Raw genomic sequence first — 14,523 nt, 5'->3', positions numbered from 1 at the left:
GGAGGTCCGCGACGACATTCATGAGGCGTTCCTCAAGCTGGCCTGCGCGCTCATCTGCTGGCGACGCCTCATCTCATTCCGTTAGCAGCTCTAAGACCTCATGGCTTGGAGCCCGGTAACCGTCAACGAGTACGCCATGAGCGAGAACCTCAAACATCACTCACTCACTTACTATATCGAGACTACTTTTACTGTCAATATACTTAGTGTTCGGGTGTAGAGTATGCGCCATGGTGGATGCAGCGACGGCAGGGCGACGTGAGCGCAAGAAGGCGGCGACGCGGGCGGCGATACTGGAGGCGGCGACGACGCTTTTCCTTGCACGCGGCTTCGATGCGGTGACTGTGCGCGAGATCGCAGATGCGGCCGATGTCTCGCCCAAGACGGTCTTCACACACTTCCCACACAAGGAGGCGCTTGTCTTCAGTGACGAAGGTGAGCGGCATGAACGCCTGATTGCTGCGGTGAGTGGCCGCATGGCGGGGACGTCGATCTCCGACGCGCTGAAGGCCCACTACCTCTCCGAAATCGCCGCGCTCAAATCCGAGCCGCAGAGCCAGATACTCGCTCTCATGGAGGAGACGCCGGCTCTGGTCGACTACGCGGAGAAGATGTGGTTGCGCCACGAGGATGCCTTGGTCGCGGCGATCACCGAGGAATTCGGGCTGGAGGAGCCAAGCGAAGAGATCCGCTTCTACGTCCGGTTTGCCCTGCAGATTCAGCTCATGGCCATCCGTGAGCCCGATCCAGCGGCGGCCATCGATGCGGGGTTCCACCTTCTCGATAAGGGGTGGGCGCCCTACGACGAGGCCGGAGGGGGATAAGCGTAGCCGCAAGGAGTCGTGAGCCGCCGCCATCCGGGCGGCTGAGGAGGAGAGTCTCTAGACCAGGGGCTCACGTCGCGACGGCGCCCTATCGGGCCCGCCGCTCCGGCTTCGTGGCCAGGACACCGAGGGCCTCTTTCTCCGGGCCGTAGATGCGGCGGATGTTGGCGAGTTGCTGGTCGCGAGGTCGGTGTCAGCCACGTTCGCCTTCTCTCTTGCGGGATGTCCATGTGCAGCCGTCGTTCCGCGCGGACGTCAGCGGGAGGTCAGGCTTCGGCATCGGCTGGTCTCGCCCGCGCACCGTGTCCAGGACGCTGTCCCTCCGCTGGAAGCGCACCCATTCCTGAACGCCCGGCTCGAACAGGTGGCAGGGCATCCATTCCACATCGCAGGGCACGCACTCGGGAATCGCGACCTGCCGCGCCTGGCCGTCCGGCGCAGACCACGGTCATGGTTCGGAAGGTGAGGGGCTACCGGCACTCGGGTTCGGCCACGCTCGGCTGGGCACGCGACCAGTGGTCACGTCCGGGATTCTCGGTGTAGGGCACGGGAGACATCCGATCCGTCATGACTCATGCGATTGTGTCGCAGCTGCCGCCACGGCGTCGGTGAGTGGGGGCGGGGGAGCCTCGCCCGCAGGTGGTGGCCCAACGGTCGGCGCGAGCAGGGCTGGCTCGTGTTGCACATGGTCCGCCCCGGAGCCGGAGCCGGGGGTGCGCGGATCGTGCGGCTGAGCCTTGGCGGGGTCTGCGATGGGCTCGTCGGCGGTCCGGCCGGGGCCGGGAGGAGGTTGCTGGGTGAGCAGTTCGGCGAGCCGATGGACGGCGTGCTCGTCCAGCTGTGCCTCGCCGCGGTCGTAGCGCTGGGTGGTGACGGGGGAGGCGTGCCCCAGGAGTGCCTGGACCTTCTCCACCGGGACGCCCATGGCGAGCAGGAGCGTGGCGGCGGTGGCGCGGAGCATGTGCGGGGTCAGCTTGGCCACGTCCAGGCCCGCGGCACGGGCGGCGCGGCGTAGCGCGGTCTGCTGCCGCCACCGGTCGAAGCTGCGGCCGTCGGCGCGCTGGAGCAGCAGGTCGTTCGGCTTGCGGCCGGCCGTCAGTGGCCGCAGCAACGCCATGGCCACCTCGGGCAGCGGCACCACGATGACGGCGCCGCCCTTGAGCCGGAAGCGGATCACCCAGTGCCCCGCCGAGCGCTCGATCCGCCCGACGGTCAGGCTCTCCAGTTCTCCGGCACGCATCCCGGTGACGGCCAGCAACGCCACCGCGGCGGCGTCGGCCGGATGCTCGGCGGCGATCGCCTGGGCGCCACGCAACAGCGCGGTGCCCTCGGTCAGATCGAGGGCGGGGGTCGTGCCGACCTTGCCCACCTCGGGCGCCTCGACCCACTGGGCCGGACTGTGGCCGATCACCTGGCGGCGGGCGGCATAGCCGTACAACGATTTGAGGTTGGACAGGTGCCAGGCCAGCGTGGCCGGGGCCAGCGCCTTGCCGCCGCGGTTCAGTCCGGCGGCGGCGCCGCTGCCGGTGCCGAGCTGGTCGAGGTAGGCGACCACGACATCCTCGGTGACCTGCCACAGCCCGGCGCCCGGCGCGGTCAGTGCCCACCACCGGACGAACTTGGCCACCACGGCCAGCCGGTCGCGGCGGGTGGCGGCGGTCTTGCCCGCGCGCAGCCAGGCCGCCACCGTCGGCCAGCCGGCCCGCTGGTGCGTCGCCGGGTCGTCGTCGCGGGGCAGCGCGTCGATGAGGTCGACGTCGGCGCCGGGCACCTCACCGCCGTCACGCGGCCGGCGCCGGGGACGCAGCCCGGCGATGTCGCCGACCGAGGCCACCAGCGGCGACGGCGGCGGCAGCGGCGGCTCGCCCGCCCGGCCGAGCGGGCCGACGGCTCCGCCGCCGGACCCGCCGGAGCCCGCGACCGTCGCAGCGGCAGGAGGGACGGTGCTCGCGCCGGGACGCCACACCGTCGTCGGAACGAGCACCTCTTCTCCGCGGCCCATCTGCTGTTCCGTCACGGGCGGGCTCCCGACGTCCGGCCTGCCGGGTCGTCCATGGCATCGGCATCGGCATCGGGCTCGCCAGGTCTGGCCTGGCCGGGCCCCCGCGCAGCCAGCTGGACGGCACGGCGCTCCAGGAGTTCCTCCAGGTCGCACACCAGCGGCGGCCAGGTGGTGGTGTCGGGGCGGATGGCCTCGATCGGAAGCCGGCCAACCAGCACCCCGAGCCGGGCGCGGGTGTGGTGCGGGCCGACGACGGCCAGCCAGCCCGCGCACAACCGCAGCGGATGCGCGGCGTCCGGCTGGTCCAGACCGCAGGCCATCCGGCGGCTGCCGAACCTCTGCGCGGCCTCGTCCATGGTGTGGGCACCGCCCCGGGTGTCGCCCTCGCTGACCTGGATCAGCTTGCGGATGTCCTCGTCGCTGTAGGCGGTCAGATCCGCGTCACGCCGCCACGCGCACACGCGCTCGCCCCCGCACGGCCGCGAGCGGAACTCCAGCGTGCCCGCGCCCTCCGTCGTAAAGGGCGAGGGGCGGCGTGACGCGTCGCTGACCTGCTCCGGGGCCTGCCCAGGTGCTGCCATGAACACTTCCTTCGTCACGTGCTCAGCCTTCCGTGCCGTTCGGCGGAGACGTCGGCGGAGTCTCCACCACCGGCTCGTCGGGACAGGCGAGGTGGGGTTCCGTCGGTGGCGGTGCCTGCTCGATCAGGCCGGCCGGCCGGTCGAGGGCGTCCAGCTCCGCAGCCCGCCGGTGCAACTCGTCGACGGCGTGCAGCAGCCGGCGGGTGTCGCCGCTGAACACCGTGGCGTCGGCATCGGCGAACTTGCCGTCGAGCGCCCGCAGCCGTTCGACGGCGTAGCGCAGTTCCTGGGCGAAGGCTTCACGCACGTTCCGTCGCTCCAGGTTCAGGCCGTACGTCAGGTAGCGCCGGTCCGCCGCCGGGGCTCATCGGCGACTCCTCCAGTCTCCAGGGGGCCTCTCCGCGCGGGAAGCCCGGCTGCGTGAGAGTTCTCATTCTTCTGCCAGTACCGATTCTCATCGGGTTGTCAGTAAGCCCAGATGGCGCTTCATAGGAGTCAATTCTGGCATCGGGATGGAGGAACGGGCGGCCAAGCGCGAGGCGAGCGACCCTGGGTAGTCGGGCATTTCCTCACCGTCCCAGTTTCCTGGCTTCAAACGTTACGGTATGGAATCGTCTGGATTGCTGGAGTTACCATCCGGGATGTTGGCGCATGTGACCGAACTGTCCAGTGCGGTAACGCGTCTGCACGCGTGCTCACCGCCGGCACGAGGGAGCGGCATCGCGGGAACACGTCGACACCTCGAATGGGGAAGTCTCCATCAACTCCGCGGTCCCGCCATGCGCCGCCTTCTGGCCTTCGATGAGCGTCAGGAGCTCACCACTGCGCACGTCCGCCTGCTGAGCTCCTGCATGGGGATCAGCGAGCGGACCCTGTGGCGATGGATCCGCGCCGGGTGTGAGGAAGGCCGCACGGAGCGAAAGCCGCACCCGCGGTTCGTCTGGACCGAGGACCTTCCCCCGGAGCGTGGGCTGATGGAGATAGCGCGGCAGGGAGCGCAGGAACATCTGTTCGACGCCCGCACCGGCGCCCACCTGGGGCCGCCGTTCCTGGCCGATGCGGCCACCGCGCAGCAGCAGGCCGAGGTCATGGCCGCGCCGGCAGGCCCAGGAGCTGGAGCGCCTGCTGAAGGCGGCCGCCAAGAAGCGCCGCCCACGCTATGCCGCTGTCACCGAGGCCCGGGCACCGCAGCCGCTGCAGACGCAAACCACTGCCGAGGCCCAAGCCGAACTGGACGCCTCCTACCACCAGCTGCCGCGTCACCTGCCCCGCCCCTCCGGCCTCCCGCTGCCGCCGCCTGTCGCCGGATGGGTCCGGCCCGGCGAACACGCAGAAGACCCGTCGACCGGCGATGCGGCAGGAGGATGAGCGTGGAGCGGATCTGGTCGAACGACGAACCTGACGATCACCACTTGCGGCTGCCCGGCGCCCGTTCGGTGGTCACCGGCGACGCGTTGATCATCAAGGAGAACCTCGCCCAGGTGATCAAACTTCAGGGCATGTTGTGCCTGTACGGGGAGGCGGGTGTCGGCAAGACGTTCCTGACCCGCGGCGTGCTGCGGGAGCTTGCGCCGGTGAGCACGTTCTGGGTGCGTTTTCGCGCCCACCCCTACCCGCGTGATATCCGCGAGGCGCTTTTGAGTCGCTGGGCATGGCCGGGCCGGTGCCGCGCCGTGCCGGCCAGTTCGACGGCTGATCCTTCAGCAGCTGCGCGGCGAGTTCCGGGTCCTGGTGTGTGATGAGGCCCAGTGGTTGTCGGCTGAGTGCTTCGAGCTGTGGCGCTTTTGCGGGACGACAAGAATACGAAGATCGTCCTGGTGTTCGTCGGCGGCCATAACTGCTACAAGGTGCTGCGCAGCAAGCCGATGCTGGCCTCGCGGGTGACGATCTGGCAGGAGCTCCAGCGGCTGTCGCGCGAGGAGGTCGCGACCGTCATCCCCGCCTTCCATCCGGTCTGGGCGCACGTCGCCCCTGCAGATCTGACCTTGGTCGACGCCCGCGCGGCCCATGGCAACTTCCGGATGTGGGTGACCATCACGCGTCTGGCGGTGGAGGCGCTGACGCTCTTCGATCAGCCGCGAGTTGACCGCAAGGTGCTGGAGTGGGTGTTCAGCAAACTCGGCGGCAGCCCATGACCGCCGGTGGTGACACGAGGGACCTGCGGGCGCCGGTGGTGAGCATCGTCGTGGACCACGCCGACGACCACCGGCTGACCCGGCAGGCGCTGAATGCCCAGGATCCGGCGGCCGGGTGGATCACCGTGCATCCGACCCCATCCAGCAACAGCCTGATCGACCTGGCCCACGTGCTGCCGGCCGCCACCTTCACCGTGCTGGGACAGGTGCAGGCGTTGTTCGAGCAGGCCCGCGCGCGCCGCCCGGTGCGGCCCGAACCGCCATCGCGCCCGATGCGATGCTCCAACTTGTCCACCGACACCGCTGTGGTCACCGAGGCGCTCGCCACGCCGCTGCCGCTGCTGCCGGACAGCGGGCTGACCCGGTTCCGGGCCGATCTGCGCCGCCAGCTCGGCCCCGATGCTTCGCGCTGGCCGATGCCCTGTACCGGCAAGCGATGGACTCGGCCTGCGCGTTCCTCACCGGCCACCCGGACTATCACGCCGATCCCGTGCCGCGCGCGGCCTGCCGCGCCCGTGCGCTGGCACCGGCGGGTTCACCCGCCAACGGGACCGTGGTCTGCAACCCCTTCGCTTCGACGACTCGGCCGGTCCATTCAGTTACCTGACCCAGCTGCTGTGCGGCAGCCCCAGCCCTGCCCACTCGCTGGTCCTAGTCCCACCGAGCGCGTCGATCGCCTTGGTGAGGCCGGCCACCTGGGCGTCGGCCGCCTCCGCCGGTCAGGCGGGGCAGCGGAACGACGGTCACCTCCCCGGCGCTGACGTTGACCACGACCACGGGGCTGCGTCAGTCAACACGAGTTGCTCATCGTGCAGGCGTCCAGGCGTTGAATCTGTTCGATCTTGCTCTGGGAATAGCTCTCCTCCACTCCTCCCGCTCTGACCGCCTTTCACCAGATAAGCAACTTAGGTTGACTATCCCGGATTTAGTCAACTATGGTTGCTTGCATTCCCGATGAAGGACGTCCCACATGAATCTCCCCCATGCCCTAGTCGGCGTAGTGCTGACGGGAATCACACTCCTGCCAGGCCCCACGACCACTGCCCTGACCCGCTTCTACAACCAGCCCGTCGAATGGGCGACCTGCGGCGACCCCCTCCTGGACCATGTGGGCGCCCAATGCGCCGAGATCACGGTCCCGTTGGACTACTCCAAGCCGCAGGGCAAGACGATCAAAGTCGCGATCTCCCGCATCAAGGCCACCGACCCGGGCAAGCGGCGCGGCGTCATGCTGTCCAACCCCGGTGGTCCCGGCGGTGCGGGCCTGAACTTCATGGGCTACATCAGTCAGCGGATGACCCCCGAGGTCACCTCCCGCTACGACCTGATCGGCATGGATCCACGCGGCGTCGGCAGGAGCGCACCGGTCGACTGCGGCTGGCCGATCGGGCACATGCTCTGGTCCGCCGGGCCGACCCGGGCGAGCTTCCGCCGGGCCGTACAGACGCAGGCCGATCTCGCGCAGCGGTGCGCGCAGCGGGAAGGCGACCGGATCGCCCACATCACCACCCGGAACACCGCGCGGGACATGGACGTCATCCGCGCCGCCCTCGGCGAGGCGAAGATCTCCTACTTCGGCATGTCCTACGGCACTTACCTCGGCGCGGTCTTCACCCAGATGTTCCCGCAGCGCAGCGACCGCTTCGTACTGGACAGCGCGATCGATCCGGCCCAGTACATGGCCGGGTCGATCAGGAACAGCGGACCGGCCAACGAGGCCGCGCTCGACGACTGGGCCGCCTGGACCGCCGAGCGCGACCCCGAATACCACCTCGGCGCGACGGCACGCCAGGTGCGGGCCCGCGTCGAGAGCTTGGTCAAGGCCCCGATCCGCATCGGGGACCATCTCGTCGACGAACGTTTCCTGCCCATGGTCATCTTCACCCTGCTGCCCGACGCCAGGGAGAACGCCCGTCTGGCCGCGCGGGTGCGGCTGCTCGCCGAAGCCGCCGAGGGCAAGCCGGTCCGCCCGAGCGACGACTTCGAACAGGAACTGCAGTTCACGCTGTACGGCAAGCCGCAGGGCTACTCCAGCCAGGCCGCCGTCATCTGCGGCGATGCGGCAGTGCCACGCGACCCCGAGCGGTACTGGCGCGCCATCCAGCGCAGCCGGGCCACCCAGCCGGTGTTCGGACCGTATGCGAACAACATCACCGCCTGCGCCTTCTCGCCCAACCCCCGCGAGCCCGCGACCAAGGTCGGCAACAATGTCCCCGCACTGATCGTCCAGGCCACCGGCGACACCCGCACGGTCTATCAGGAGGGCGTGAACCTGCGCCGGGCGATGCCCGCCGCACGCCTGGTCACCGTACGGGACGTGCGCATGCACGGCGTCTTCGGCCGCCTGCCCAACACCTGCGTGGAGACGGCCGTGAACACCTACTTCGCCAGCGGCACCCTGCCCGCCGACGATCTCACCTGCCGCGCCGATCCGTCCTGACCGCGTGGGCCACAACCAGTCGGCCCCGTCGTCGGTCAGCGCCTCGCCGACGCACACCCGCTTCGCCCACGCCGCCCGCGCTCAGGCGGTCGGCGGTCCTCGTCGGCGCGGGGTTCCTTGGTACGGAGGTCGCCGCCGCCGCCCGGCAGCTCGGCCTGGACGTCACCCTGGTCGATCCGCTCCCCGCGCCGTTGATCGCCCGGCTCGGCGACCGGGTGGCGCGGCTGCTGGCCGGATTGCACGCCAGGCACGGCGTCCGTCTGCGTCCCGGCACCCTGGTCACCGGCCTGACCGGCCACGACGGCCGGGTGAACGGGGTGCCGGGCCGCACCCGGCGTGGTCGCCGCCAGCGACGTCGCCTCCTGGCGGCACCCCGGCTTCGGCCGCCTGCGCGTCGAACACCGGCTGAACGCCACCGAACAGGGCACGGCCGCAGCCTGGACGCTCCTCGGCGGCCAGGCCCCCTTCGCACCCGTGCCCTACTGCTGGACCGACCAGTACGACGTGAAGATCCAGGTCCACGGCGTCACCGGCGGCGACGCCCGGTTCCAGGTCGTCGCCGGGGACCCCGCCACCGGCCGGTTCGCCGGCCTGTACGGCAGGGACGGCCACGTCATCGGCGCCATGACCTGGAACCTGCCCCGGCAGGCCCGCGACCTCCGCCGACACGTCGCCGAACGGACCCCGTGGCGCCAGGCCACCACCGGATGACCCGGCACTCGACCGCTCCTGGGCAACAGCGGCACGGACAGCGGCACGGACAGCGGCACGGACAGCGGCACGGTCACCGGCACGGTCGCCGGCACGCACCCCGCTGCGGTCGGCCGGCTCGGCCTCAGGATGGCCGATGATGTGGTCGGCGGGGCGCATCGGCCTGGCTTCTCGTCACACCCGAGTATGTCTCGAACGCTCGAGATCATGTCATGAGAGGTGAAATTGGGAATCGTCACCCTGCACAGCACGGACCTGCCGCCCGACCAGCGATTCGACTGGTGGTGCGACCTGATCAGCCACGACGTGGCGCCCATCCAGATCACCAGCGACCACGCCGCCGACTTCCGGGCGTCGGCCGGGGCGATCGACCTGGACACCGTCCAGGTGACGACCATGTCGTTCCCCGCGCTCAGCTCCGTGCGCACACCCGCGCTGATCCGCCGCTCCGACCCCGAGAGGTACGAGCTCGCCCTGATCGTGGGAAGCACGATGTGGATCTCCCAGGGCGGCAACGACACCCGGATGGGGGCCGGCGACCTGGTGATGTGGGACACCTCCCACCCGTACCAGGGCGGCGCGTTCGACGGGCCGGGGCCGGCACGGGCGATCATCGTGCATCTGCCCAAATCCGAGCTGCCCCTGCCGTCCGGCAAGGTCGACGCGCTCCTGGCCCACGCGATGCCCGCGAACGGCGGCGTCGACGCGATCCTGGCCGGCTACCTCAAGACGCTGGTGCGCGAGGCGCGGTCCATGTCCTTACCCGAGGTACGGCGGCTCGGTGCCGCCACGCTGGACCTGGCCCTGGCCTTCCTCGCCCACCGGCTGAACGCACAGGACCGCCTGCCCCCCGAGACCCGGCAGTTCGCCCTGGTGGCGCGCATCCGGGCGTTCGTCGAGCACAACCTCGCCGACGCCGACCTGACACCCCGCGCGATCGCCCACCGGCACCACATCTCCGTGCGCTACCTGCAACTGCTGTTCCAGCGTCAAGGCACAACGCTGACAGAGTGGATCCGCCGCCGCCGTCTGGAGCACTGCCGCGCCGACCTGGCCGATCCCCGCCTGGCCGGGCAGCCCATCCACGCCATCGCCGCCCGCTGGGGATTCACCCGCGCCGCCGACCTCAGCAAATCCTTCCGGGCCAAGTACGGCCTGTCGCCCAAGGACTATCGGCACGAGGCCCTGACCCGCGCCACACCAGAGGCGGACGACAGCCACGCGCGACGATGACGTCGAGACCTCCCCGGCTGCCGGCCGCCGGTCAGGCCGGCCCTCTACCGGCAGCGCCACGTCGTGGAGAGCGGCATCGACCGGCCCGAACGCCATCGCGCTGTGGCGAACTCGCCGTCCGCTGTCGTGCGCTCATTGCCAAGACACAGTGCGCGCCGCGCTGACGACTTCCATGATCGACCGCAACTAGGCTGCGCACGTCGGATCCCAGCGAACGGGATTCGACGCCACGAATTTCATGGGATGAGGGGAACGGGAATGACAAGAAGACTCAGGCGGTGGGGTGCCCTCGGGGCCGCGGCCGTATCCCTCGCAGGGACCATGGTCGTCGCGGGCGGCGCAACAGCGGCGCACGCGGACACCCGGTGCAGCGCGGATCCGATCTACATCAACGACAGCCCCGGCGGGGACCCCAAACAGCGGGCGTACGGCCACTCCCACAACACCGGTAACCACTACGTCAACGGCTCCCTCTACGACGCCTATCGGGGACTGCACAAATGGTTCTGGATGGCTGACAACGACGGCGGCTCGGACGGCGACAGCGCCGACACCTTCTATGGCAATTCCTGGTGCTATTCGTCCGCGCCACCACAGCCGGGAGTTGCGTGAAGGCAGTTCTGGCGCAAAAGAGCAGGATGCCGTGACGGCACGTGCCCATGATCGCGGTGCTGTAACTGCCCGCACGTGAGAACGACCGCTCGTGATGATCAGGTTGGATCAGAAGCCTGATCTTCACGGACGGCCGTAGGGGTTGTCGCGCGGTACTCGCTGAGGGCGACTGGCTGGAGACGGCCCCGGCGGATCGGTGGCGGTCATGATGATGGGCGGGCTCTACCCCTGGCTAACCAGCCCCACCTTCATCAGGCTGCCGCCTGCTGGGTTTTCCAAGCCTTCCAGTCAGAGGGTGCGCAAGGTGGTGCCGGCCATCAAGACGATCAGAGCTCCCGCCAACGAGGGCTTCGGCGACCCCCGCGACGTGGCGCCCTAAGATCCCGACCAGCGGCTCGTCGAGCAACAACGGATCATCAGCTCTGCCGGCTGCCGCTCGGCCTCAATCGGCGAGTCGCAGGACGATGCGGGGCACTCCGGCGGCCCTCGATCCGGTATCGGCGATCGTGACGAAGCCGGCGGACTCGGACAGAGACCGCGTACCGACGAACGCCAGCATGGTGTCGATCTTCTTGCCGGTGTTGTCGACCGGGTAGCCCTCGACGGCCGCGGCGCCGTGCCCGCGCGCGAACCTGGCCGCGCCGTCGATCAGCGCCTTCGCCCCCCGGCCGCGGTGGCCGGCGCGGACCTTGAGACACCAGATCGACCAGATCGCGAGGTCGTCGTCGAGCTTGGGGATCCTGCTGGTGCGAGCGATGGAGTACACCCCGGGCGCGGGGCGCGACGCCGGCCCAGCCGACGACCTCATCGACGTCATGGGCCAGGACGCCCGGCGCGACGGGCTGCCGGCACAGGCGTCGCATGTAGCCTGGCCGTGCGTCAGGGCCGAGTTCGCGGTTGACCGCGGGGTCGATGCGATGGCTCAGGCACCAGCAGGCGGTCGTGCCCGGCCTTGTGGGGGCGAGCATGATCGAGACGTCGTCGAAGTGGTCCGCCGACGCGGGCTCGATCCTGAAGGCCGGAGCGCTCATCGGCCGAGGGGCGTCAGTACGGCGATCTTCCATTGCGCCCCGTGTCGATGAGTTGATGGAGGTGGCGTTGGGTGGCGGCTCCGTCATGGCGCCAGGTGACGTCGGCCCAGGCGCTGTGAGCCGTCTCGGCGACCAGGGTGATGTCCGCCGCCAGGTCGTTCACGCCGTCGTACTGACCCCGGGCGGCGGCGAAGAACTCCTCGCTCTGTCCGGCGTCCGGCACAGCGATGGGATGGCCGGGGGGACAGGATCAACGACGGTATCGCGTACATGTCGGCCATGGTCTTCCCGTCTCGGGCGAGCAGGGCGCGAGCGTATCGGTCGACGAATGCGTGCACGACGGTGGTCATGCTCATGAGGTGTCGCGCTAGCGACGAACCTGGACAAGCTTGTGTCCTGGTTACGATCCTTCGCCAGGAAGTCGTCCGCAAAGTCCGTTGCCTCGCGCGACAATCACCTGACGATCCGCAGTGTCGAGCGCCGGCAACACCTCATCGAACGGCTCCACGCCGCCGCCGATCGGATCACCGTCGGCACCCTCGCCCGCGACTTCGGCGTCTCCAAACGCACCATCGCCCGTGACATCGAACGGCTACGACAGTCGGGCGTCCCCATCGACGTCACCACCGGCCGCGGCGGAGGAGTGGCCATCAACCGGCACCACCGCATCCCCGCCATCGCCTTCGACCTCCGCGAGATCGCCACCCTGATGGCCAGCCTCACCGCGCTCGGCCCCACCACGAGCCCGTCCGCGACGTCCGCCATGGACAAGCTCGCCACCGCGCTCACCGGCGGCCGCACGCACCCGGCGCTACGACACGGTTCCCAGACCTGCTGCAGGCACCGGCAACCGACGGATCACGCCCGCACAGCCCGACCTCCGCCATGGCGTTCGGCGCACCGCGCCGACGTCGCCGGGAGGCACCCGCCGTTAGCCTGATTCCCATGCTGTTCAAGCGCCGAGACCTTGAGCGCATCGCGGACGGGCCCTCACGCTGGCCGTCCGCCGCTGGCAGCGCAACGCCGTGTGTCCGGGCAGCCTGCTGCGCACCGCCGTCGGCATCGTGGCGATCGACACGGTGGAGGAGATCACCGAGGCCCAGGTGACCGCGCAGGACCTCCGGCGCGCGGGCTACGCCACGCCCGACGACCTGTGGAAGGAACTGGCCCGGCGGCCCGACGGACAGCTCTACCGGATCAGCCTGCGCATAGCCGGCCCGGCCCCCGGACAGCGCTCCGTGAACGCAGCGACCTGCACGCCGAACAGGCGGCCGAAAATACAGCGCCGCCTGGCCGGCATCGATAAGGCCGCCCGCCGCGGCCCCTGGACCCACGACCTGCTCCGCCTCATCCACGAACTGCCCGCGACCGCCGCCGCCGAGCTCGCCCAGCACCTCGGGCGCGACACCCAGGCCCTCAAACGGGACGTCCGCACACTCAAAGGCCGCAGCCTGACCGAGAGCCTGGAAGTCGGCCACCGGCTCTCCGTGCGGGGAGAGGCTCTGGTGAAGAGGGCGAAGACGGCGGCGAATGATGTTCCGGACAGCACGCCCTGAATCCCTCGGTCAGTGCTACGGGAACTCCACATTGCGTTGATGTCGAAGGAAGCGTGCGTTCAGTGCCAACGACATGAAGAGGTTGATCATGTGAGGGTCGACAGCGACATTTCGGCTCGCCTCACAACGATCGGAGAACCCGTGGCTCGTGGAAGCGCGGTCTTTGGGTCGCCGGCGTCGGCCGCGACGTCCTCGGCCCATGGGACCGCACCGGGAGAGCGCCGCGCGCTACTACAGCATGGACATGTACGACAGGTGCCCCCGGACCGGCCGCGGTCACCAGTGCGTCGAGTTCCCGGTGAAGTGGGGAGACCCGTACCTCGAACTGTGGATCCTCATGTACTGACGAAACGCGCCGGGGCCGGAGGCGGGCCAGAGATCCCCGCCATGGCCGGGTGCATGGACGCGGCGGGACGACACCCGCGCGGCGTCGCAGCAACGCTGCCACACCTCCGAAAGCGCTGGGGCTCGACATCGCGGGCGGCGAGGGACACCGCACCGAGCGCATCAAGGCCGGCCGCGACTCCCCGACATGGCCACAGAACTCCGCAGCCCGCCATCCGTTACGCCGTTAAGGAATCACCATGTACCGCTGGCAACCCGACCTCGGGCTGATCCAGGAAACGCTCCTGCTCACGCTCCACGCCAGAGCCCGGGACGCCGAACTGCCCCGCCCGATCCTCGGCGACACGCTCTCCGCCGACCTGGCCGGCAGAATCGACTATGACTTCGGCAAGCTGAAGGTCAAGACCAACGTCGTCGTCACCACGGCCCTGCGCTCCAGGAAGCTGGACGACGCCGTCCGGGCCTTCGTCGCCGCTCACCCCGGATGCGTGGTGCTCGACCTGGGCTGCGGCCTGGACACCAGGATGCGGCGCTGCGATCCGCCGCCGGGCGTCGACTGGTACGACGTCGACTTTCCCGCAGTGGTGAGTCTGCGATCCGCACTCCTGCACGGCCGCTCCCACCTCGTCGGAGCCAACCTCACCCGCTCCGACTGGCTCACGGCCATCCCCGATGACCGCCCGGCGATGATCGTCGCCGAAGGGCTGCTCCCCTTCATGCCCGGCGACTCCTTCCAGGCCCTGGTCCGCGAGCTGGCCGGCCACTTCCCTTCGGGCGAACTCGCGCTCAACGGCTACACCCGCCTCGCCGCCTGGGCCATGAAGCACCACCCGATCATGAGGACACTCGGCATGGAAGCCGCCCGGGGCTTCGACGACCCGCACGAACCCGAGTCCTGGGACGCCAGCCTCAAACTGATCGAGGAACAGATCCTCAACCGCGCACCGGAAGTAGCCCTGTTCCCGCAACCGCTACGCGCGCTGACCCGTCTCACCGCCCGTAGCACGGCCTTGTCCCGCCAAGGGGCACGCATTCTCCGTTACCGGTTCTGAG

Annotated in this window: 17 protein-coding genes and 1 pseudogene; 13 read left to right on the top strand and 5 right to left on the bottom strand. The window is 69.6% G+C overall.

Annotated features, from left to right (window positions below):
* The first annotated feature begins 230 nt into the window (after positions 1-230).
* Entirely contained in the window at positions 231-824 is a 594-nt protein-coding gene (locus ACWCSD_RS16140; protein ID WP_449915673.1) for a TetR/AcrR family transcriptional regulator, read from the top strand.
* A gap of 565 nt (positions 825-1,389) precedes the next feature.
* Here ACWCSD_RS16140 and ACWCSD_RS16135 read toward each other — a convergent pair.
* The 3 genes from ACWCSD_RS16135 to ACWCSD_RS16125 are packed head-to-tail and all read right to left on the bottom strand — an operon-like array spanning position 1,390 to position 3,714.
* On the bottom strand, positions 1,390-2,841 hold the full coding sequence (locus ACWCSD_RS16135) for a tyrosine-type recombinase/integrase (protein WP_449915670.1): 1,452 nt from the start codon (positions 2,839-2,841) through the stop codon (positions 1,390-1,392).
* Positions 2,838-3,407 (bottom strand): hypothetical protein, encoded by a 570-nt coding sequence (locus tag ACWCSD_RS16130; RefSeq protein ID WP_449915667.1) that lies wholly within the window; start codon positions 3,405-3,407, stop codon positions 2,838-2,840. The genes ACWCSD_RS16135 and ACWCSD_RS16130 overlap by 4 nt, the downstream gene beginning before the upstream one ends.
* Positions 3,408-3,429: 22 nt before the next feature.
* A complete protein-coding gene (locus ACWCSD_RS16125; RefSeq protein ID WP_352365510.1) occupies positions 3,430-3,714 on the bottom strand; it encodes a hypothetical protein in 285 nt (94 codons plus the stop codon).
* Between the two features lie 1,063 nt (positions 3,715-4,777).
* Between ACWCSD_RS16125 and ACWCSD_RS16120 the strand changes: the two genes are divergently transcribed.
* From ACWCSD_RS16120 to ACWCSD_RS16085, 8 genes and pseudogenes are all read left to right on the top strand, one after another.
* Complete coding sequence (locus tag ACWCSD_RS16120) at positions 4,778-5,146, top strand: AAA family ATPase (protein WP_449915664.1); 369 nt, start codon at positions 4,778-4,780, stop codon at positions 5,144-5,146.
* Between the two features lie 36 nt (positions 5,147-5,182).
* Positions 5,183-5,542: a hypothetical protein gene (locus tag ACWCSD_RS16115; RefSeq protein ID WP_397157409.1), complete on the top strand. Its 360-nt coding sequence runs from the start codon at positions 5,183-5,185 to the stop codon at positions 5,540-5,542.
* Between the two features lie 38 nt (positions 5,543-5,580).
* Entirely contained in the window at positions 5,581-6,303 is a 723-nt protein-coding gene (locus ACWCSD_RS16110; protein WP_352365504.1) for a hypothetical protein, read from the top strand.
* Between the two features lie 239 nt (positions 6,304-6,542).
* Complete coding sequence (locus tag ACWCSD_RS16105) at positions 6,543-7,982, top strand: alpha/beta fold hydrolase (RefSeq protein WP_449915660.1); 1,440 nt, start codon at positions 6,543-6,545, stop codon at positions 7,980-7,982.
* Positions 7,898-8,290: pseudogene (locus ACWCSD_RS16100) on the top strand (FAD-dependent oxidoreductase); the annotation flags it as partial. The gene ACWCSD_RS16105 and the pseudogene ACWCSD_RS16100, both read left to right, overlap by 85 nt.
* 28 nt (positions 8,291-8,318) lie before the next feature.
* Positions 8,319-8,693, top strand: coding sequence for an oxidoreductase C-terminal domain-containing protein (locus ACWCSD_RS16095; RefSeq protein ID WP_449915658.1), 375 nt, complete (start codon positions 8,319-8,321; stop codon positions 8,691-8,693).
* Between the two features lie 219 nt (positions 8,694-8,912).
* On the top strand, positions 8,913-9,926 hold the full coding sequence (locus ACWCSD_RS16090; RefSeq protein ID WP_352365498.1) for an AraC-like ligand-binding domain-containing protein: 1,014 nt from the start codon (positions 8,913-8,915) through the stop codon (positions 9,924-9,926).
* A gap of 258 nt (positions 9,927-10,184) precedes the next feature.
* Positions 10,185-10,538 carry a hypothetical protein gene (locus ACWCSD_RS16085; RefSeq protein WP_357710198.1) on the top strand — a complete coding sequence of 118 codons (354 nt, stop codon included), beginning with the start codon at positions 10,185-10,187 and terminating at the stop codon, positions 10,536-10,538.
* A gap of 442 nt (positions 10,539-10,980) precedes the next feature.
* On the opposite strand, the gene ACWCSD_RS16080 is transcribed toward ACWCSD_RS16085, so the two are convergent.
* Complete coding sequence (locus tag ACWCSD_RS16080) at positions 10,981-11,304, bottom strand: hypothetical protein (RefSeq protein WP_449915653.1); 324 nt, start codon at positions 11,302-11,304, stop codon at positions 10,981-10,983.
* Between the two features lie 278 nt (positions 11,305-11,582).
* The gene (locus tag ACWCSD_RS16075) at positions 11,583-11,792 is read right to left on the bottom strand and encodes a hypothetical protein (protein ID WP_352365492.1); all 210 of its coding nucleotides are present in this window, start codon (positions 11,790-11,792) and stop codon (positions 11,583-11,585) included.
* A gap of 168 nt (positions 11,793-11,960) precedes the next feature.
* On the opposite strand from ACWCSD_RS16075, the gene ACWCSD_RS16070 reads away from it, so the two are divergent.
* From ACWCSD_RS16070 to ACWCSD_RS16055, 4 genes are all read left to right on the top strand, one after another.
* Positions 11,961-12,509, top strand: coding sequence for a helix-turn-helix transcriptional regulator (locus ACWCSD_RS16070; RefSeq protein ID WP_449915650.1), 549 nt, complete (start codon positions 11,961-11,963; stop codon positions 12,507-12,509).
* A 124-nt stretch (positions 12,510-12,633) separates the two neighbouring features.
* Entirely contained in the window at positions 12,634-13,125 is a 492-nt protein-coding gene (locus tag ACWCSD_RS16065; protein WP_449915648.1) for a hypothetical protein, read from the top strand.
* A 199-nt stretch (positions 13,126-13,324) separates the two neighbouring features.
* On the top strand, positions 13,325-13,471 hold the full coding sequence (locus ACWCSD_RS16060) for a hypothetical protein (protein WP_352365486.1): 147 nt from the start codon (positions 13,325-13,327) through the stop codon (positions 13,469-13,471).
* A gap of 238 nt (positions 13,472-13,709) precedes the next feature.
* Positions 13,710-14,522 (top strand): class I SAM-dependent methyltransferase, encoded by an 813-nt coding sequence (locus ACWCSD_RS16055; protein WP_352365484.1) that lies wholly within the window; start codon positions 13,710-13,712, stop codon positions 14,520-14,522.
* Position 14,523 lies beyond the last annotated feature (1 nt).

Source organism: Nonomuraea sp. NPDC001684 (assembly GCF_053596515.1).
The sequence above is the reverse complement of the archived record's forward strand: the minus strand, read 5'-3'. Positions and strand labels throughout refer to the sequence as shown.